This is a genomic window from Streptomyces sp. iso_384, from assembly GCF_056172905.1.
On the sequence record NZ_JBWBTT010000001.1, the window covers coordinates 3,562,968 to 3,581,036 of the forward strand.

The window sequence follows — 18,069 nt, forward strand, 5'->3', positions numbered from 1 at the left end:
GCTGACCGCGTCGCCCCGCGTCGCCCGGAAGCCCGGCGCCACCCCGCGCCGCCGTCGTGCCGTGCGGAGCCGCCCCGGGGCCGCCACCCGCGTCCCGGTCCCGCGCAGGTCAACGCCGCCGCTCACCGCCGCCCACCGTAGACTCCGCCGGGTGAGCGCCACCATGACTCCCGTCGACGACCCGCCGCCCGCCGCAGCACCCCGGGCCGCCGGACTGCTGCCGCGGCTCCTCCGCCCGGCCGCCGCCGTGCTGTCCGGGCTCCTGCTCTACGCGAGCTTCCCGCCCCGGACCGTGTGGTGGCTCGTGCTGCCCGGGTTCGCGCTGCTCGGCTGGGTGCTGCACGGCCGCCGGCTGCGGGCCGCCTTCGGCCTCGGCCTCCTGTCCGGCCTCGGCTTCATGCTGCCGCTGCTGCACTGGACCGGCGAGGACGTCGGCCCGGTGCCGTGGCTGGCCCTGGCCGCCGCGGAGGGGCTCTTCATCGCCGTGGGGTGCCTGGGCATCGCCGCCGTGACCCGCCTCGCGTACTGGCCCGTGTGGGCGGCCGCGGTCTGGGTCCTGGACGAGGCGGTCCGCGCCCGGATCCCGTTCGGCGGCTTCCCCTGGGGCAAGATCGCCTTCGGCCAGTCCGAGAGCGCCTTCCTGCCGCTCGCCGCGCTCGGCGGCACCCCGCTGCTCTCCTTCGCCGTCGTGCTGTGCGGCTTCGGGCTCTACGAGGCGGTGCGCCAGGCCATGGCGTACCGGTCCACCGGCAAGGTCGCCCGCGCGGCCGTCGCCGGGGCCGCCGCGAGCGTCCTCGTACCGATCGCGGGCGCCCTCGCGGCGCTGCCCCTGGTCGACGACTCGGCCGAGAACGGCACGGCCACCGTCGCCGCGATCCAGGGCAACGTGCCGCGCCTCGGTCTCGACTTCAACGCCCAGCGCCGCGCCGTCCTCGACAACCACGCCAAGCGCACCACGCAGCTCGCCGACGAGGTCAAGGCGGGCAAGGCGAAGCAGCCCGACTTCGTGCTGTGGCCGGAGAACTCCTCCGACCTCGACCCCTACCTCAACGCGGACGCCCGCCAGGTCATCGACGACGCCGTCAAGGCGATCGGCGCCCCCACGGTCGTCGGCTCGGTCGTCGAGAAGGGCTCCGACAGCCTGCGCAACACCCTGATCGAGTGGGACCCGGACCGGGGCCCCGTCGACACCTACGACAAGCGGCACATCCAGCCGTTCGGCGAGTACATGCCGATGCGCACGGTCGCCCGCTTCTTCAGCGAGGACGTCGACCGGGTGCAGCGCGAGTTCGTCCCCGGCAGCGAGGTCGGCGTCTTCGACCTCGCGGGCACGAAGGTGGGGCTCGTGACCTGTTACGAGGCCGCCTTCGACGACGCCGTGCGCGACACCGTGACCCACGGCGGCCAGATGATCGCCGTGCCCAGCAACAACGCGACCTTCGGCCGCAGCGAGATGACCTACCAGCAGCTGGCCATGTCCCAGGTGCGGGCCGTCGAGCACGGCCGGGCCGTCGTCGTCCCCGTCACCAGCGGGGTCAGCGCGGTGATCCGCCCGGACGGCACGATCGTCGAGAAGACCGGGATGTTCACCCCCGGCGCCCTCGTCGCCGAGGTGCCGCTGCGCTCCTCGCTCACCCCCGCCACCCGGATGGGCCCGCTGCCCGAGGGCGTCATCGCGCTGCTGGCCCTGGCGGGCCTCGGCTGGGTGAGCGTCTCGGCGGTCCGGGCACGCCGGAGCCGGGGCACCGCGTAGGAGCACCCGGTCCGGCCACGTAGGCTCGGATCCATGGCTACTCCCGACTTCATCCGTGAGATCCGCGCCACCGCCGGGCACCAGCTGCTCCTGCTGCCCGGGGTGACGGCCGTCGTCCTCGACGACGAGGGCCGGGTGCTCCTCGGCCGGCGCGCGGACACCGGGAAGTGGTCGGTCATCGGCGGGATCTCCGAGCCGGGCGAGGAGCCCGCGGCGACGGCGGAGCGCGAGGTGCTGGAGGAGACCGGCGTGCACTGCGTGGCCGAGCGGGTGGTGCTCACCCAGGCGCTGGAGCCCGTGCAGTACGCCAACGGCGACCGCTGCCAGTATCTCGACATCACCTTCCGCTGCCGGGCGACCGGCGGCGAGGCGCGCGTCAACGACGACGAGTCGCTGGAGGTGGGCTGGTTCCCGCTGGACGGGCTCCCGCCGCTCGGCGAGTTCGCCCTGTTCCGGATCAAGCAGGCCCTCACCGAGGGCCCCGCCTGGTTCCAGCCCACCCCGCGCACGCCCTGAACCACTACTGCACGGTGAAGGTGCCGGTCGTCCCGGTGAACGGCGTGATCTTGCCCAGCAGGTTCTTCGCGTCCCCGTGGTGCACGATCCGGTAGCTGCCGGGCGCGGTGTCCGCCGCGATGTCCCAGGTGATCGTGGCCTTCGAGGTGCCGGTCAGCCCGTTGAGCCGGGTCCAGCGGTAGGTGGTCTCCCAGTCACCGTCGTCCAGCACACGCTTCCAGGAGCCGTTCTCCAGCCGCTGCACCTCCAGGAAGGTGGAGCCCCGGCGGACGTTGTTCTTCGGGTGCCCGGTCGCGAACTCGACGGTCGCGGTGGAGCCGCGCGCGTACGAGGCCTCCGGGGCCTTCAGGACCCCGCCGAACGCCTTGCCCGAGGGCGGGTTGTCGTACACGACCCCCGTCTGGAAGGTGAACTGCCGCGCCGACTCGTCCGGCGGCGCCGTGCCCCGCTCCGGGTCGGTGCCCTCGCGCAGGGACGTCGCGATCCGGTCGTACTCCTGTTGGTAGGCGGGCAGGGTGTAGCGGCCGTACAGCGTTGAGCCGCCCTCGTAGTTCTGGGTGTCGTACTCCTCCGGTGTCGTGACGTACTGGCTGTAGGCGTTGGCGTACCCCTGGAGCAGGACGCGGTCCAGCGGGACGCCCAGCCGCTCGGCCACCGTGCGGCGCACGCGCAGACCGGAGGTGATCGTGAACTCGCCCGGCGCGGCCACCAGATGCAGCTCGCCGATCTTCATGATCTGCAGCGGAAGGGTCTTCGGGGTGACCGGGTGGACGTTGCTCAGCAGGCCGGTCGGGATCAGGCTCGCCTTCGGGTACTGGCAGGTCTGCAGCCAGGACGGGGTGTCGATGCGCAGCGCGTCGATGATGCCCGCGACCGGGGTGCGGGCTCCCTCCTCGAAGCCGGGGATCGCCGGGCCGTCCTCGACGCTGCCGGCCAGCGTGGACGCGCCCACGACGGCCGGGCAGGTGCGGTGCTCCTTGCCGTCCGGGGTGTACTCCGGGCGTACGGTCACGTTCTCCATGTCGACGTAGGCGAGCTTGGAGTCGACGCCGCCGCCCACCGGCCGGGCGGCGGCGTAGATCTCGCGGGCCTTGTCGAGCTGCCGCTCACCGATGATGCGCGTGTTCTCGAACTCGTCCTCGGTGGGCCCGGATCCGGGCTTGAGGTTGAGGTTCGGCGACATGTCGCCGGCGTTGGTGTTGGGGAAGGCCGCGACGAACCCCGGGGTGTCGTCGAGATAGCGCACGCCCTCGTGGTCGTGCTCCCAGGCGTAGGAGGCGTACCCCTTGTTGTCCGGGCTGATGAGCGTGTTCTTGTTGGTGATCGAGGTGTTGTGGGTGGCGAACCAGCTGATCGCGCCCGCGTCCTTGTCGCCCTGCTTGAAGCGCAGCACGGTCATCGCCGGGTCGATCGCGTCGGGGAAGGCCGCCCGGTCGGCCGCCGGGTTGCGGTCGAACGCCTCCCGGGAGCGGTTGACGCTGGCGTTGGTGAGCGTCCCCGTGCCCAGACTCATCGTGCCGGGCTTCAGGTCCTCGTGGGCCTTCGCGACGGAGTTCGCTATGCCGTCGACGATCGCCCGGTAGGTCTCCTTCTGGAAGCCGAGGACGGAGAGGTTGTAGGCGACGTGGTGGGAGTGTCCGCCGGGCCCCGAGTGGGTGTGGGTGGCCGACAGCAGGACGTTCTCCTCGTCGTACAGGCTTCCGTAACGCTCCTTGAGCCGGGTGATGACCCCCTGCTGGACGGACTGGAAGATCATCGCGAGGTCGGCGTTGACGTACACCACGCGCTTGCCGCTCGACCGGTCGACGACGACGAAGGCGCGCGACCGCTGCCGCTGATGGATGCCCGAGGTCTTCTGGTCGAAGCTGGAGTAGCCCATCATCCCGGTCTCGGCGGCCTCGCCCGTGACATCGGCGATGCCGCGCCCGACGAGATAGTCCCCGTCGTCGGCGGTGCCCGAAGCGGTGGCGGGGGAGGGGGCGCCGAGGGTGACCGCCCCGAGGGCGGCGGCGAGCACCGCGACGGGGAGCCTGCGCCGGGAGCGGCGGGTGGTGGGGGGTGGCATGGAACCTCCTGGGGCGGGAGACGGGTTGCCCGGGCCCGGTCGGCGGCTCACCGATGCGGAGGGGCCGGGGCAGTGCCCCGACGGTAGAGGAGTGTGACCTGCGTCGCATAGATGTCTACCGGCCAGTAAAGAGGAAGGTGGCCCGTGGGCGAACAGCCGTGCGGCGGTGCGATAGTTGGGGCGGGTCGGCACGGTGCCGACCGGAGGGGGTGCCGTGCACTACGAACTGGCCGACCGGCTGGTCATCGGGATCGCGTCCAGCGCTCTCTTCGACCTGACCGAGTCGGACGCCGTCTTCCGGGAACAGGGCGAGGAGGGCTACCGCGCCTACCAGGAGCAGCACGTCGGCGACCGGCTCCGCCCGGGCACCGCGTTCCCCTTCATCCGGCGTCTGCTGTCGCTGAACGACCTGGGCGAGGTGAACGACCCGCTGGTCGAGGTCATCGTCCTGTCCCGCAACGACCCCGACACCGGACTGAGGGTCATGCGCTCCATAGAAGGCCACGGGCTGCCCATCAGCCGGGCCATCTTCACGCAGGGCCGCTCGCCCCACCGGTTCATGCCCGCCCTCAACATGTCCCTGTTCCTGTCGGCGAACGAACAGGACGTCCGGGACGCGGTCGCCACCGGGCTGCCCGCCGGACATGTCCTGGGCGCCCCCTACGAGGACGACGCGGACGACCACGACCTGCGGATCTCCTTCGACTTCGACGGGGTCCTGGCCACGGATGCGTCGGAGCAGGTGTTCCAGGAGGGCGGCATCGAGAAGTTCCGCGCCCACGAGGTCACCCACGCCGGGGTTCCGCACGACGCCGGACCGCTGCGGGACTTCCTGGCGAACGTGAACCGGATCCAGCAGTGCGAGGAGCAGGAACGCCGGAAGAACCCCGACTACCGGACCCGTCTGCACGTCTCGATCGTCACGGCACGCAACGCGCCCGCGCACGAGCGTGCGGTGCAGAGCCTCAAGGGCTGGGGCGTGACCGTCAACGACGCGTTCTTCCTCGGCGGCATCGACAAGGGCCGGATCATGAAGATCCTGAAGCCGCACATCTTCTTCGACGATCAGCAGGGCCACCTGGAGAGCACCTCGCGGACCACCCCGAGCGTGCATGTGCCGTTCGGGAAGCTCAACGAACCGGCGGCGTCCACGGCCCCGGACGCCTGAGCGCGTACCCGCGCGGCAGGCCGGTTCAGCCGGTGCCCTCCGGCCGGTGCACCGTCACCTCCCCGTACGGGGAGAGCGCGGCCGGCAGATCGACGGCGGTGCCGCGCAGGGTGGCGTCCAGGAAGGACCGGGTCGCCCCGGCCGTGATGCGGGGGCCCTCCGTACGGCCCAAAGAGCCGACGACACCGGGCACCGGCGGCAGAAAGAGCGGGGCGTCCGTGAAGGTGAGGTGCGCGGCCCCGGGCACGGTCAGCCGGTAGCCCGCCGCATCGCTGAGCTCCAGCACCCGGGTCAGCCGGGGCAGATAGCCGGGGTCGGTCCCCGGTCCGATCTCCTGGGTCAGGGCCAGCACGGGCTGCTCGAAACGATCGCCGACGGGCCCGTGCGGAAAGCCGTCCAGATCGACGACCGCGTCGAACCGGCGGTCCTGACGGGCCGCCTGCAACGCGGCCGCGCCGCCGAGCGAGTGCCCGGCCGCCGCGACCCGCCCGGTGTCGATCCGCCCGGCCAACGGCCCTTCGCCCGCACCCCGGTCCAGCCGCTCCAGCCGGCTGAGCACCGCCCGCAGATCACCGGCGCGCGTCCGGGTCCACCCCTCCGCCGCCGCCCGGTCCTTCGCCCGGTCGCCGGTGGCCGATACCTGGGTACGAAGGGTCCGCCCGTCCGACAGGACCACGGCGGCGGAGTCGTACGGATGGTCGACGGCCGCCACGACATAGCCGTGGGAGGCCAGTTCCTCCGCCCAGGCGGTGTTCTGGGTGCGCACACCGCCGAGCCCGGGCGAGAACACCACCACCGGGAAGCGCCCGCCGCCGTCCGCCACCGGCGCACCCGGCACCGCGTGGCTCCGGGCGCGCGGCAGGGAGTCGAGCAGAAAGCCGGGAACCCCCGCGTAGTCCGCCAGCGCCGAAGAGACCGTACGCGCCTCCGCCTCCGTACGCCCGAGGTACCGCGCCCGCCGGGCGTCCGGTCCGGTCCGGCCTGCCGGGTACCAGAGCTGCACCACGAGTGTGCGCGGCTCCGCGTCCGGGCCGGCTCCGACGGGGCGCGCGGACCACTCCAGCGCCTCGGTGCCCACCGGGAAGTCTCCCGACGGCGCGGGGAAGTTCGGCACCGGAAACGCCCATACGGACACCGGCCCCGCCGCGACGAGCGCGGCGCACACCACCGAACCCGGCACCGCCAGCCACCACCGGGCCCGCCACGGTGTGCGGCCGGCGCGCCGGGCCGACACCGGTGCGAGCAGGAAGGCGCCGACGACGGCCGCCGCGACGACCACCGGGACCAGCTGCCAGCGCAGCCCCGTCATGACGAGGACGGTCACCGATCCCGCCAGCAACGCTCCGGCGGCGAGCGCGGCCGGTCCGCGCAGTCGGCCGGGGAGCCAGCGGGCCGCCACCAGGACGAGGGCGCCGAGCACGGTGAGGGTTTCCGGGGCGGACAACGGCAGCCCCGCGGTCGGATCGTTCATGCGGACATCGTCCGGCCGGCCGGCGGCCCGCCGCATCCCGCTCACGTCGCAACCGTGTGCGACCTGAGACGCATACGGCGACGGCGCATGTCATCCCGTACGGGTATCCCGTCGCGCGGGCGGATCCGGTCCGGGCTCCGGCCGGCCGGGGCCGCTCCCGCGCTCAGCAGCCGAGTGAGATCTCCTGGCTCCACGCGTCGTAGTTGATGTGGTCGCTGTCCCAGCCGTGCGTCCGCACCTGGTACGTGTGCGTGCCACCGACACAGGGGACGCCGGTCGAGTGGACGAGGTCGAACGCGTCGCCCTGCCAGAACTCGGCGGACTTGACCAGTTCGCCGTCACGGAAGAGCTTCACATAGCCCCTCACCTGTATACCGATGATCACGATCACGATACGAAGGGTGACGGCAGGCGGGGTGGTGCGGGCCCGCGCCGCGCCCCGCCCGCTGAGCCGGACGGACGAGCGTCGCGGCCCTGTCTCCACCGCGTGCCGTCGAACGGCGGGGTACGGTCGCCACCAGGGCCCCGACCCATGCGAATCCGGTCAACAGCCCTGCACGGAAAGCGAGTAGAGGAGAGAGATGAGCGTCGACGACGAAGAGTTCCGCCGCAGCATCCGGTCCGACGTTCCCCACTCGGCGCGCGTCTGGAACGCGTGGCTGGGCGGCAAGGACCACTACCCGGTGGACCGGGAGCTGGCCGAGGCGGTGAGCGCGGCCTACCCGCAGATGGTCGACATCGCCCGTGCCTCACGCGCGTTCCAGATCCGCGCGATCCGCTACCTCGCCTCGCTGGGAGTACGCCAGTTCCTGGACGTCGGGACCGGGCTGCCGGTGGCGAACAGCACCCATGAGGTGGCGCAGAGCATCGCGCCCGACTCGCGGATCGTCTACGTGGACAACGACCCGATCGTCCTCGCCCACGCCGAGGCGCTCCTGACCAGCGCCCCGGAGGGCCGCACGGCCTACGTGGACGCCGATCTGTCCGCGACGGACACGGTGGTGGACGAGGCGGCGAAGACGCTCGACCTGTCCCGGCCCGTCGCCGTGCTCCTGCTCTCGACCCTCGGACACCTCGTTCCGGCCGCAGGCATCGAGGTCGTCCAGCGGTATCTGGCCCGGATGCCCTCGGGGAGCTGTCTGGTGCTCTGCGACACGGTGAAGACCCCGCAGACGCTGGCGGCCCAGGAGGCGTACGCGTCGGGGGACAACCCGCCCTACCTCGTCCGGGAACCGGAGGAGATCACCGGCTGCGCCGAGGGGCTGGAGCTGGTCGAACCCGGTTTCGTCCCGATCGACCGCTGGCGGCCCGAGGAGGAGGACGCGGTGCCGGTCGACCAGTGGGGCCTGGTCGCCCGCAAGCCGTAATCGCGGGCGCGGGCGGTGCGCGTGCGGGCCCGGGTGGAGGTGTCCGGACCCGCCGCGCCGTGGTTCAGCCGCTCCGCCGCCGCGTGGCCGTGTCCTCGCGCAGCCGGCTGGTGTGGCGGGTGAGCGAGTCGACGCGGTTCGCCAACTGCCGGTGCCCCGGGGTGAGATGCGGATGGAGCGCGGTGAGCGGCGTGACCAGGTCGGCGGCGTCGTCGCCGTCGAGCGCTCGGCGCAGCCGGTCCAGCGAGGGATCCGCCGAGGCCGGCAGGCCGGTCAGCGCGATGATCTGTCCGGCGAGGGACCGCAGGTCCGCCGCGTTCTGCCGGGCCCATGTGGTGATCGTACGGTCTCCGGCCCGGCGGTCCCGTGTGGCCTGCACCCGCTGCTCACCGGTGCTGCCCGCGGAACCGGGTCGCAGCCGTAGGTAGCGTCGCTCGGCGGCCTGTCGGCTGGCGACGCCCAGCGGGTCGGCCAGGTCGGCCCAGCTCGCTCCCGCCGCTCGAGCCGTCTCGATCAGTCCGGTCTCCCAGCCCGCGAGTCGCTCCCGCACCTCCCGCAACAGCTGGAGTGAGGCCAGGGCCTGGGCTCGCTCGGTGTCCGGTGCGGAGCCGGTCGCGTCCCCGGCGTTGGCGTGCGCGTCGCGGACCGCCTCGTCGATGGCCTTCAGTGCCGCGGACGCGGCGAGGAAGGAGACGGCGTCCGGAACGGGACCGCGGGCCTGCTCGGGCTGGGCTGGTGTGGACACGGGAACTCCTCGGTGGTGTGCTCGACGCTGCTGTCATCCTTTCGGTGACACCTACGTTTGTCATCAAATGGATGACATGCTACAACGGTGTCAGGTGAAAAGCGCGGGCTGTCCGCCCGATCGACTGGAGGTGTTTCCGCCATGCTGATGCGTACCGACCCCTTCCGTGAACTCGACCGGATCACCGAGCAACTCCTGCGCCCCGGCACCTGGTCGCGGCCCTCGGCGATGCCGATGGACGCGTACCGGGAGGGCGACGAGTATGTGGTGACATTCGATCTTCCCGGTGTCTCGCCGGACGCGATCGACATCGACGTCGAGCGGAACATGCTGACCGTCAAGGCGGAGCGTCGGCCGGCGGCGAACGCCGATCGCGTGCAGATGGAGCTCTCCGAGCGTCCGCTCGGCGCCTTCTCCCGGCAGATCGTCCTCGCGGACACGCTCGACACCGAACACATCGACGCCGACTACGACGCGGGTGTGCTGACCCTGCGTATCCCGATCGCCGAGCGCGCCAAGCCGCGGAAGATCGCCATCGGCGGGGAGTCCCGGCGCAAGCAGATCAAGGGCTGACCGAGGTCTGCCCGTGACAGCGGCGAGGGCCGGGGCGGATCTCCCCCTCTTCCTCCGGTCCCGGCTCCCGCCCGCACCACCCGAGGGGGCAGCTGAAGTGACGCTGCGATGGGAGGCGTTCCTGGAGCGGATCCAGGAACGCGGCGAGTACGAGACGCGGACGGAGGCCGAACGCGCCGCGCGCGTCGTCCTGGCCCTCCTCGGCGCACATCTGGTCGGCAGGGAACGGGCCGAACTGGCCGCCAGACTCCCCGAGACCATGGCGCTGATTCTGCTCAATCCGCTCCAGGCCGCCGAACCGCTCTCCGCGGAGCGGTTCGTGCGCGCCACCGCGGCCTGGATCGAGGGAGCCGGCGAACAGACCGCCCAGTGGGACGTCGGAGCCGTTCTCAGCGTCGTCGCGGACGCGGCCGGCGAGGAACTCACCCGGCGCATCCTGCTTCAACTGCCTCCCGACTACGACGTGTTCTTCGGCGGGCCGACGAGTGACACCTGACGTGATCCACCTCGCTGCCCGTCCCCACCGACGAGAAGGGCTGCCGCCACGATGATCCACGAACCTCGGAAGACCGGCGCACCGGAGGGTACGACGACCGGCCGTCTGCTGGAGAAGATCCGCTACGAGGGCGCCTATCCGACGCGCGAACGCGCCGAGGAGAGCCTCCGCGCGGTACTGGGCGCACTGGGCCGTCAGGTCATCGGCGACGAACGCGTCGCGCTCGCCGCCGCACTGCCCGGAGAGGCCGCACGGGTCTTCACCGCCGAAGTCCCGGCGGTGCGGCAGCTCTCCGGAGCCGCCTTCGTCCGCGATCTCGCCGAGCGCACCGGAGGTACTCCGGCGACCGCGCGGTGGGACGCCGGTGTCGTCCTCAGCCAGATCGCCGCAGTGGTCGGCGACGACCTCGTCGCCCAGGTCGTCGCACAGCTGCCACCGGGCTACGCGCTTCTCTTCGGCCGCGCCGAACTCCTCGCGCAGGCCGCGTGATTCCGGCGCTGCTTCGGTGGGACGCCGGGCGCTTACGTGAAGCGCTCGGCGTCCCGTACCGCCGCTTGGGCACTCCCTAGCGGCGGATCGTCACCGGCTCGATCTCCGCGTTGTTGTGCCGGCGCGCCCAGTTCTGAAGGGCGACCCGGCAGGCGTGGTCGAGATGGCGCAGCCCGGTCAGGTCCAGCTCTATGGGCTGATCCTGCGGGAGCTGTTCCAACTGCTCCAGGATGCGGGGCAGCCGCAGGAAGGTGGCGTTGCCGGTGAGGGTCACCACGACCCGGCCGCCGGTGAGCTGGTGGGTGGTGAGCTGTACGTGCGAGGTCTCCCAGGCCGACTTGACCACGGCCAGCAGCAGACCGAGCACGACCCCCTCGAAGAGGTTGGTCACCACGATGGCGATCGCGGTAATTGCCAACAGCACCGCCTCGCCACGGTGTTCGCGCCACAGCGGGCCGAACTCCTTGGCGGGCACCAGCTTGCACCCGGCGTGCACGAGGATCCCGGCGAGGGCGGCCAGCGGGATGATCCCGACGGCGGCGGGCAGCAGAGCTGCGAAGAGCAGCAGCCACAGACCATGGGCGATCCGGGAGAGCGCGGTGGTCGCCCCGGCCTGGACGTTGGCGGCGCTGCGGACGATGACCGCGGTCATCGGCAGTGCCCCGAGCGCCCCGCAGATGGTGTTGCCGACGCCCTGGGCCACCAGCTCCTTGTCGTAGTCGGTACGGGGTCCGTCGTGCATCCGGTCGATGGCCGCCGCGCTGAACAGGCTCTCGGCCGAGGCGATGAGGGCGAAGGCCAGCACGGTGCCGATGACCGCCACATCGGCGAGCCGGCCGAACTCCGCCCCGCCGGGCAGGTCGATGGCGTGCAGCAGCCCGTTCACATCGGCCACCGCGGGCCGCAGCCCGGCCAGGGAGGCGACGGCGGTGGCGAGCGCGACCGCGGCCAGTGGCGCCGGGACGATGCGTACGGTGGCCGGGAGTCTCGGCCACAGCAGGAGCACGGCGATCGTTCCGGCGCCGAGACCGAAGGCGGTCAGCGCCTCCTGGTCGGTGACGATCTCGGCGGCGAGACCGGGGAGTCCGGCCAGCTTGGCGAGCCCGCTGCCCGGCTGTTCGGTGTCGGCCATGGCGTACACCTGGCCGAGCACGATGATCAGGCCGATGCCGGCGAGCATGCCCTGCACCACGGAGACGGAGATGGCGCGGAACCAGCGGCCGAAGCGGGCCAGGCCCAGCACCACCTGGAGCAGCCCGGCGGCCAGCACGATCGGACCGAGCGTGCTGAGCCCGAATTCCTTGACCGCCTCGAAGACGAGCACGGTGAGTCCGGCGGCGGGTCCGCTGACCTGGAGCTTGCTGCCCGGCAGAAAGCCGACGACGAGCCCGCCGACGATGCCGGTGACCAGGCCCAGTTCGGCCGGCACTCCGGAGGCGACGGCGACGCCGACGCACAGTGGCAGCGCGACCAGGAAGACGACGAGTGACGCCAGCAGGTCGCGTCGTACGACGTGGGGGTTCTTGAGTTCCTTCGCGGAAATCACGGTGGCTTCCCTTGTGGGTACGGTCGCGCCCGGCCGGGGCCGGACACGTGAGGGTGGGGGGAGGGAAGCCGTCAGAGGCGGGCGAACTCGGTCCCGCGCTCCGGCCGGTGAACACTGATGGAACCAGTGTCCACCTCGTAGTACCAGGCGTGCAGGCCGAGGGAGCCCTCGGCGAGGCGCTCGCGCACCGCGGGGTAGCCGCGCAGGGTGTCGAGCTGGGCGAGGGCGTGGGCCTGGATCGCCCCGGGGAGGTCGGCGGGGTCCGCCGCCGGATCCCTGCCGTCCGTGGAGTGCTCCAGCCAGTGGCGGACGGCGGGCATGGCGGAGAGGTCGTCGCCGCGGAACACGGCGCCCACCGCGCCGCAGTGGGAGTGCCCGCACACGATGATGTCGCGCACCTGGAGCATGCGCAGCGCGTACTCGATGGTCGCGGCCTCACCGGTGGGCCGGTCCTGCGCCGGGTAGCGCGGCACGATGTTTCCGGCGGTGCGGAGTTCGAAGAGCTGTCCCGGGCGGGCGCCGGTGAACAGCGAGGGGACGACACGTGAATCGGAACACGTGACGAAGAGTGCTTCGGGGGTCTGGCCGTCCGCGAGACGTTCGAAATCCTTTGCGTTCGCGGCGACGTGCTCGGTGAATGTCCGGGCGTGGTCTACGAGGGACTGCATGGTGGCCTGCCTCCTGCATCCGGCGGTGCCGGGGAGCGGTGTGGTCGGGTCATATTGACGAATGCACGGTTTGTATCCGTATGAATGTTCGGAATGGAAGAGGTGTCTCACCTCGCGATATGACGGATGGCAGCCGTCATGAGAACCACTCCGGTCGCTCCTCGCGGATACGACTACAGCTGAGCATATAGACCAGAACTTTGCTATCGCATTACCTTCTTGTGAAGGAACGCGAATGCGCCATCCTTGTCATTCATTCGGCTTGTTCTTTGTGATCGCCAATGGTCAGGGCGTGCCGTGTGGGAACGCTGCGCCGTCAGTTGCGGCGGCCGTGCAGAAACAGATGCGGCTCGGGTGCGCCCGCCGGGTGGTCCGGAGTGAACAGCGCGCTGTGCGTCCACTCCACGGAGATGCCCGCTCGCTCGGTCAGCGCGGTGAACTCCCCGGCCCCGAAGCTGGAGACCCGCACCGCCTGCCCCATGAACACCGCTTCGACGTCCGCGACGTCCACCGGCACCGTCGCGACGGCCAGCAGCCCGCCGGGCCGCAGCGTCCGGGCGAGCCGCTCCAGCAGCTCGCCCTGCTCGCCGCGCGACAGCTGCAGCAGCGAGAAGTACACGCAGACCGCGTCGAACTCGTTCTCGGCCAGGGGAAGATCGCGGATGTCCGCACACCGGAACTCGGCCCCCGGCACCTGCCGGGTCGCCAGCGCGGTCATCACCGGCGACACATCCACGCCCAGCACCCGGTGGCCCGCGTCCGCCAGGGCCCGCGCGGTGGGCCGGCCCGTCCCGCTGCCCACGTCCAGCACCCGGCTCCCCGGCGCGAGGTCCGCCAGCAGTCTCTCCAGCGACTCGCGGTGGGCGGCCGAGGAGGCGAAGGCCTGTTCGTACTCCGCGCCCAGCGCGTCGAACACCGCGGCGGCCGGAAGCCCCTGGCTCTCGCCGAGTTCCCCGCTGTCGCCATGTCCCTGGCTGTCACCCATCGAGGCGATCCCTCCGTGCTCCGGCGGCCGGGCCGGGATCCGCGCACCCGGCCGCTGTGAGCGTCCCCCGGCCGACGCCTGAGTATGCGGGTCCCGCACCCCTGAGTACGTTCCCCGATGTTCCGGACCGCGGGCCGCTGTTCGATGGCCGTATGACCTCCGAAGCGCCGCGCCACCCCCGTATCCAGCACGTCACGACCGCCGGTTCCGCCCTGGCCGTCACGCTGCTCCCGCTCGTGGTCGGCGTGCTGCTGGCCAAGACCATGGCGGCGGACCCGATGACGTCGGTGAACGCGCTCGTCACCAACGGCGGGCACCGGCCGCGGGTGTCGCCGAAGGAGTGGCGCCGGTGCGGCGGCCACGCGCTGCGCCGGCTGCGTACCGCCGAACGGCCGTCCCTCGCCCGGATCGGAACGCGCTGACGCCGTCCGGCCGGATCTCACCGGCCGGACGGCGTCAGCGCGTTCCGTGTGTGAGGGGGTGGGCGGGTGTGGGCGCGCCGGGTCAGCGGACCGGCTGGATCTGTCGCTGCTCGTCCGACGACGGCCGCTCGAACTGGGTGCGGTACAGCTGCTCGTACCGCCCGCCGGCCGCCAGCAGCTCGGTGTGCGTGCCGTTCTCGACGACCCGGCCCGCCTCCACGACCAGGATCCGGTCGGCCGCCCGTACGGTCGAGAGCCGGTGGGCGATCACCAGGGCGGTCCGGCCCGCCAGCGCTTCGGTCAGCGCCTCCTGGACGGCGGCCTCCGAGGTGGAGTCGAGGTGCGCGGTCGCCTCGTCGAGGATCACGACCCGCTGACGGGCCAGCAGCAGCCGGGCGATGGTGAGCCGCTGGCGCTCCCCGCCGGAGAGCCGGTAGCCGCGCTCGCCCACCACCGTGTCGAGCCCGTCCGGCAGCGAGGCGATCAGCCCGTCGAGCCGCGAGCGGCGCAGGGCGTCCCAGATGTCGTCCTCGGAGGCGTCGGGCCGGGCGAGCAGCAGGTTGGCCCGCACGGACTCGTGGAAGAGGTGTCCGTCCTGGGTGACCATGCCGAGTGTGTCCCGGATCGAGTCGGCGCTCAGATCGCGTACGTCGACACCGTTCAGCCGTACGGAACCGGCGTCCGCGTCGTACAGCCGGGGCAGCAGCTGCGCGATCGTCGACTTGCCCGCGCCGGACGAGCCCACCAGGGCGATCATCTGGCCCGGCTCGGCGCGGAAGGAGACATCGTGCAGGACCGGTGTGCCGCCCCGGTCGTCGAGCGTGGCGACCTCTTCCAGCGAGGCGAGCGAGACCTTCTCGGCGGTGGGGTAGCCGAAGGAGACCCGGTCGAACTCCACGGAGACCGGGCCCTCCGGCACCGTCCGGGCGTCCGGCTTCTGTTCGATCAGCGGCTTGAGGTCCAGGATCTCGAAGACCCGCTCGAAGCTGACGAGCGCGCTCATCACCTCGACCCGCGCCCCGGCCAGCGCGGTGAGCGGTGCGTACAGCCGGGTCAGCAGCAGCGCCAGCGCCACGACGGCCCCCGGTTCCAGGGTGCCGCGCAGGGCGTAGAAGCCGCCGAGTCCGTAGACCAGGGCCAGCGCCAGGGCGGAGACCAGGGTGAGGGCGGTGATGAACGCCGACTGGGCCATCGCCGTACGGATGCCGATGTCACGCACCCGGTCGGCGCGGGCGGCGAACTCGGCGGACTCGTCGGAGGGCCGCCCGAAGAGCTTGACGAGTGTCGCGCCGGGGGCGGAGAACCGCTCGGTCATCTGGGTGCCCATCGCGGCGTTGTGGTCGGCCGCCTCCCGCTGGAGTCCGGCCATCCGGGCGCCCATCCGGCGGGCCGGCACGACGAACACCGGGAGCAGCACCAGCGAGAGCAGGGTGATCTGCCAGGAGATCGTGAGCATCACCGCGAGCGTCAGCAACAGCGTGACGAGGTTGGAGACGACGCCGGAGAGCGTGTTGCTGAAGGCCCGTTGCGCGCCGATCACATCGTTGTTGAGCCGGCTGACCAGGGCGCCGGTCCGGGTCCGGGTGAAGAAGGCCACCGGCATCTTCTGCACATGGTCGAAGACGGCGGTGCGCAGATCCAGGATCAGGCCCTCGCCCAGCGTCGACGACAGCCAGCGGGTGAGCAGACCGAGACCGGCCTCGACGACGGCGATGAGCGCGATGAGCAGGGCCAGCCGGGTGACCGTGCCGGTGTCCTCACCGTTGACGATCGCGTCGACGACCTTTCCGGCCAGCACCGGGGTGGCCACCGCGAGCAGCGCGGTGAGGACGCTCAGCAGCAGGAAACGGTAGATCAGTCGCCGATGCGGCCGGGCGAAGAGCATGATGCGGCGCAACGCCGCCCGGGAGAACGGCCTGCGGTCCTGCTGGGCGTTCATCGCGCTGTGCAGCGAATGCCACGCGGTGACTTCCATGTCCATGGGGCACTCCGAATTCTGATGGCCTGCGGATGGCCGACGGCCTGCGGACCCTGTCGGCCGTGCGGCCCCGGGTTCCTTCCGAACGCTAGGACCTCAACTATGGTTCAGGTCAAGCGGATGCGGGGCGGCGGTGCGAGCCTGGGAGGCGAAAGGCCCCGCGGACCCGGGGGCCGGTACGGGCGACGGACGAACGGACCAGGGAGAAGTGGCGTGCGCATCGATCTGACGGGCAAGAACGCGGTGGTGACCGGTTCCTCGCAGGGCATCGGCCTCGCCATCGCGACCGGGCTGGCCGAAGCCGGCGCCGAGGTCGTCCTCACCGGACGGAACGCGGACCGGCTGGACGAGGCGGCGGCGACCCTGCGCGCGGCGGTGGCGGACGCGTCCGTGGTGACGGTGGCTTGCGACCTGACCGCCGAGGAGGGCGCCGAGCTGCTGTACGCGGCCGTGCCCACGGCCGACGTCCTGGTCAACAATCTCGGCATCTTCGGATCCAGGCCGCCGCTGGAGATCACCGACGCGGAGTGGCGGACGTACTTCGACACGAACGTCCTCAGCGCCGTCCGGCTGATCCGGCACTATCTGCCGGGCATGACCGGGCAGGGCTGGGGCCGGGTACTGAACATCGCCAGCGACTCCGCGATCGTGATCCCCGCCGAGATGATCCACTACGGCATGTCGAAGACCGCGCTGCTCGCCGTATCCCGGGGCTTCGCCAAGGAGGCCGCCGGTACGGGCGTGACGGTGAACTCCGTGATCGCCGGACCCACGCACACCGGCGGCGTGGAGGACTTCGTGTACGAGCTCGTCGACAGGGAGCTGCCCTGGGACGAGGCGCAGCGCGCGTTCATGCGGCTGCACCGCCCGCAGTCCTTGATCCAGCGGCTCATCGAGCCCGAGGAGATCGCCAACCTGGTCGTCTATCTGAGCTCCGCGCAGGCCTCGGCGACGACCGGGGCGGCCGTGCGCGTCGACGGCGGTTACGTGGACTCGATCGTGCCCTGAGCGGATGGCCGGGCGCCCTCGCGGCCGGTCGGAGCGGTCATGCCGGGCTGGCATGATCGGGGGATGAACGAGAGCATCATCGCCGCGTGTGACGGGGCGTCGAAGGGAAATCCGGGACCGGCCGCCTGGGCGTGGGTCGCCGCCGACGCGCAGGGCGATCCGGTGCGCTGGGAGGCCGGTCCGCTCGGCACCGCGACGAACAACGTCGCTGAGCTCACCGCCCTGGCGGAGCTGCTGGAGTCCACCGATCCGGCGGTGCGCATCGAGGTGCGGATGGACTCGCAGTACGCCATGAACGCCGTGACCAAGTGGCTGCCGGGCTGGAAGCGCAACGGCTGGAAGACCTCCGGTGGCAAGCCCGTCGCCAACCGTGAGCTGGTCACCCGCATCGACGCCCTGCTCGCCGACCGCTCGGTGACGTTCCGCTACGTTCCCGCGCACCAGGTGAACGGCGACCCGCTCAACGCGCTCGCCGACCAGGCCGCCAGCGAGGCCGCCGTGGCCCAGCGGCCGGCCGGTACGGCGCACGGAGCCACGGCTCTGCCGGTGCCCGCGCCCGCGCGGTCCACGAAGGGGCGCGCGGAGGCGTCCGGGGCTTCGGGCGGCACCAAGGAGCGCGGCTCCACGGGGGCGTCCCGGAGCGGACGGTCCACCGGCACGATCAAGGCGCGCTTCGCGGGCCGGTGCCACTGCGGAAAGCCGTACGCGGCCAAGGAGCCGATCGCGAAGAACCCCAACGGGTGGGGTCACCCGGAGTGCCGTACCGCTCCCGCCTGATCACGCGAGGACGTGCTCGGGCGTCGGCCCGGCCGCGCTCGG

18 protein-coding genes are annotated in these 18,069 nt (G+C 71.9%); 10 read left to right on the top strand and 8 right to left on the bottom strand.

Annotation, left to right across the window (positions count from 1 at the left end; genetic code table 11):
• Positions 1-163: 163 nt before the first annotated feature.
• Together lnt and AC0VY3_RS15900 are read left to right on the top strand one after the other, a co-directional pair.
• Positions 164-1,753, top strand: a complete 1,590-nt coding sequence (gene lnt / locus AC0VY3_RS15895; RefSeq protein ID WP_103510432.1) for an apolipoprotein N-acyltransferase — start codon at positions 164-166, stop codon at positions 1,751-1,753.
• Between the two features lie 33 nt (positions 1,754-1,786).
• Entirely contained in the window at positions 1,787-2,269 is a 483-nt protein-coding gene (locus tag AC0VY3_RS15900) for an NUDIX hydrolase (protein WP_103510431.1), read from the top strand.
• Positions 2,270-2,273: 4 nt separating this feature from the next.
• Here AC0VY3_RS15900 and AC0VY3_RS15905 read toward each other — a convergent pair whose 3' ends face one another.
• A complete protein-coding gene (locus tag AC0VY3_RS15905; protein WP_103510430.1) occupies positions 2,274-4,334 on the bottom strand; it encodes a neutral/alkaline ceramidase in 2,061 nt (686 codons plus the stop codon).
• Between the two features lie 214 nt (positions 4,335-4,548).
• Between AC0VY3_RS15905 and AC0VY3_RS15910 the strand changes: the two genes are divergently transcribed.
• The gene (locus AC0VY3_RS15910) at positions 4,549-5,502 is read left to right on the top strand and encodes a 5'-nucleotidase (RefSeq protein WP_475549845.1); all 954 of its coding nucleotides are present in this window, start codon (positions 4,549-4,551) and stop codon (positions 5,500-5,502) included.
• 25 nt (positions 5,503-5,527) lie between these two features.
• On the opposite strand, the gene AC0VY3_RS15915 is transcribed toward AC0VY3_RS15910, so the two are convergent.
• Both AC0VY3_RS15915 and AC0VY3_RS15920 read right to left on the bottom strand, forming a co-directional pair.
• The gene (locus AC0VY3_RS15915) at positions 5,528-6,973 is read right to left on the bottom strand and encodes an alpha/beta hydrolase family protein (protein ID WP_103510438.1); all 1,446 of its coding nucleotides are present in this window, start codon (positions 6,971-6,973) and stop codon (positions 5,528-5,530) included.
• Between the two features lie 163 nt (positions 6,974-7,136).
• Complete coding sequence (locus AC0VY3_RS15920) at positions 7,137-7,364, bottom strand: hypothetical protein (protein WP_475549846.1); 228 nt, start codon at positions 7,362-7,364, stop codon at positions 7,137-7,139.
• Between the two features lie 190 nt (positions 7,365-7,554).
• Here AC0VY3_RS15920 and AC0VY3_RS15925 point away from each other — a divergent pair, with 190 nt between their 5' ends.
• Positions 7,555-8,340 carry an SAM-dependent methyltransferase gene (locus AC0VY3_RS15925; RefSeq protein WP_475549847.1) on the top strand — a complete coding sequence of 262 codons (786 nt, stop codon included), beginning with the start codon at positions 7,555-7,557 and terminating at the stop codon, positions 8,338-8,340.
• A gap of 64 nt (positions 8,341-8,404) precedes the next feature.
• On the opposite strand, the gene AC0VY3_RS15930 is transcribed toward AC0VY3_RS15925, so the two are convergent.
• A complete protein-coding gene (locus AC0VY3_RS15930) occupies positions 8,405-9,085 on the bottom strand; it encodes an HSP18 transcriptional regulator (protein WP_475549848.1) in 681 nt (226 codons plus the stop codon).
• Between the two features lie 141 nt (positions 9,086-9,226).
• Here AC0VY3_RS15930 and AC0VY3_RS15935 point away from each other — a divergent pair, with 141 nt between their 5' ends.
• From AC0VY3_RS15935 to AC0VY3_RS15945, 3 genes are all read left to right on the top strand, one after another.
• Positions 9,227-9,658 (top strand): Hsp20/alpha crystallin family protein, encoded by a 432-nt coding sequence (locus AC0VY3_RS15935; protein ID WP_103510425.1) that lies wholly within the window; start codon positions 9,227-9,229, stop codon positions 9,656-9,658.
• 97 nt (positions 9,659-9,755) lie between these two features.
• Positions 9,756-10,154 (top strand): DUF2267 domain-containing protein, encoded by a 399-nt coding sequence (locus AC0VY3_RS15940; RefSeq protein ID WP_103510424.1) that lies wholly within the window; start codon positions 9,756-9,758, stop codon positions 10,152-10,154.
• 51 nt (positions 10,155-10,205) lie between these two features.
• The gene (locus AC0VY3_RS15945; protein WP_103510423.1) at positions 10,206-10,643 is read left to right on the top strand and encodes a DUF2267 domain-containing protein; all 438 of its coding nucleotides are present in this window, start codon (positions 10,206-10,208) and stop codon (positions 10,641-10,643) included.
• Between the two features lie 76 nt (positions 10,644-10,719).
• On the opposite strand, the gene AC0VY3_RS15950 is transcribed toward AC0VY3_RS15945, so the two are convergent.
• The 3 genes from AC0VY3_RS15950 to AC0VY3_RS15960 form a co-directional block, all read right to left on the bottom strand.
• Positions 10,720-12,189, bottom strand: coding sequence for a SulP family inorganic anion transporter (locus AC0VY3_RS15950; RefSeq protein ID WP_103510422.1), 1,470 nt, complete (start codon positions 12,187-12,189; stop codon positions 10,720-10,722).
• 71 nt (positions 12,190-12,260) lie between these two features.
• Positions 12,261-12,857, bottom strand: a complete 597-nt coding sequence (locus AC0VY3_RS15955) for a carbonic anhydrase (protein WP_030082330.1) — start codon at positions 12,855-12,857, stop codon at positions 12,261-12,263.
• Between the two features lie 316 nt (positions 12,858-13,173).
• Positions 13,174-13,842, bottom strand: a complete 669-nt coding sequence (locus AC0VY3_RS15960; protein WP_103510421.1) for a class I SAM-dependent methyltransferase — start codon at positions 13,840-13,842, stop codon at positions 13,174-13,176.
• A 152-nt stretch (positions 13,843-13,994) separates the two neighbouring features.
• Between AC0VY3_RS15960 and AC0VY3_RS15965 the strand changes: the two genes are divergently transcribed.
• A complete protein-coding gene (locus tag AC0VY3_RS15965; protein ID WP_103510420.1) occupies positions 13,995-14,264 on the top strand; it encodes a hypothetical protein in 270 nt (89 codons plus the stop codon).
• A gap of 82 nt (positions 14,265-14,346) precedes the next feature.
• On the opposite strand, the gene AC0VY3_RS15970 is transcribed toward AC0VY3_RS15965, so the two are convergent.
• Positions 14,347-16,245, bottom strand: coding sequence for an ABC transporter ATP-binding protein (locus AC0VY3_RS15970; protein WP_103510419.1), 1,899 nt, complete (start codon positions 16,243-16,245; stop codon positions 14,347-14,349).
• A 210-nt stretch (positions 16,246-16,455) separates the two neighbouring features.
• Here AC0VY3_RS15970 and AC0VY3_RS15975 point away from each other — a divergent pair, with 210 nt between their 5' ends.
• Positions 16,456-17,250, top strand: coding sequence for an SDR family NAD(P)-dependent oxidoreductase (locus tag AC0VY3_RS15975; RefSeq protein ID WP_103510418.1), 795 nt, complete (start codon positions 16,456-16,458; stop codon positions 17,248-17,250).
• A 63-nt stretch (positions 17,251-17,313) separates the two neighbouring features.
• Complete coding sequence (locus AC0VY3_RS15980) at positions 17,314-18,027, top strand: ribonuclease H family protein (RefSeq protein WP_242740731.1); 714 nt, start codon at positions 17,314-17,316, stop codon at positions 18,025-18,027.
• Positions 18,028-18,069: the final 42 nt, after the last annotated feature.

Coding starts and splice junctions, on each gene's coding strand:
- lnt (WP_103510432.1), top strand. CDS start 164: ATGACTCCCGTCGACGACCCGCCGCCCGCCGCAGCACCCCGGGCCGCC.
- AC0VY3_RS15900 (WP_103510431.1), top strand. CDS start 1,787: ATGGCTACTCCCGACTTCATCCGTGAGATCCGCGCCACCGCCGGGCAC.
- AC0VY3_RS15905 (WP_103510430.1), bottom strand. CDS start 4,334: ATGCCACCCCCCACCACCCGCCGCTCCCGGCGCAGGCTCCCCGTCGCG.
- AC0VY3_RS15915 (WP_103510438.1), bottom strand. CDS start 6,973: ATGAACGATCCGACCGCGGGGCTGCCGTTGTCCGCCCCGGAAACCCTC.
- AC0VY3_RS15925 (WP_475549847.1), top strand. CDS start 7,555: ATGAGCGTCGACGACGAAGAGTTCCGCCGCAGCATCCGGTCCGACGTT.
- AC0VY3_RS15935 (WP_103510425.1), top strand. CDS start 9,227: ATGCTGATGCGTACCGACCCCTTCCGTGAACTCGACCGGATCACCGAG.
- AC0VY3_RS15945 (WP_103510423.1), top strand. CDS start 10,206: ATGATCCACGAACCTCGGAAGACCGGCGCACCGGAGGGTACGACGACC.
- AC0VY3_RS15955 (WP_030082330.1), bottom strand. CDS start 12,857: ATGCAGTCCCTCGTAGACCACGCCCGGACATTCACCGAGCACGTCGCC.
- AC0VY3_RS15960 (WP_103510421.1), bottom strand. CDS start 13,842: ATGGGTGACAGCCAGGGACATGGCGACAGCGGGGAACTCGGCGAGAGC.
- AC0VY3_RS15965 (WP_103510420.1), top strand. CDS start 13,995: ATGACCTCCGAAGCGCCGCGCCACCCCCGTATCCAGCACGTCACGACC.
- AC0VY3_RS15970 (WP_103510419.1), bottom strand. CDS start 16,245: ATGGACATGGAAGTCACCGCGTGGCATTCGCTGCACAGCGCGATGAAC.
- AC0VY3_RS15980 (WP_242740731.1), top strand. CDS start 17,314: ATGAACGAGAGCATCATCGCCGCGTGTGACGGGGCGTCGAAGGGAAAT.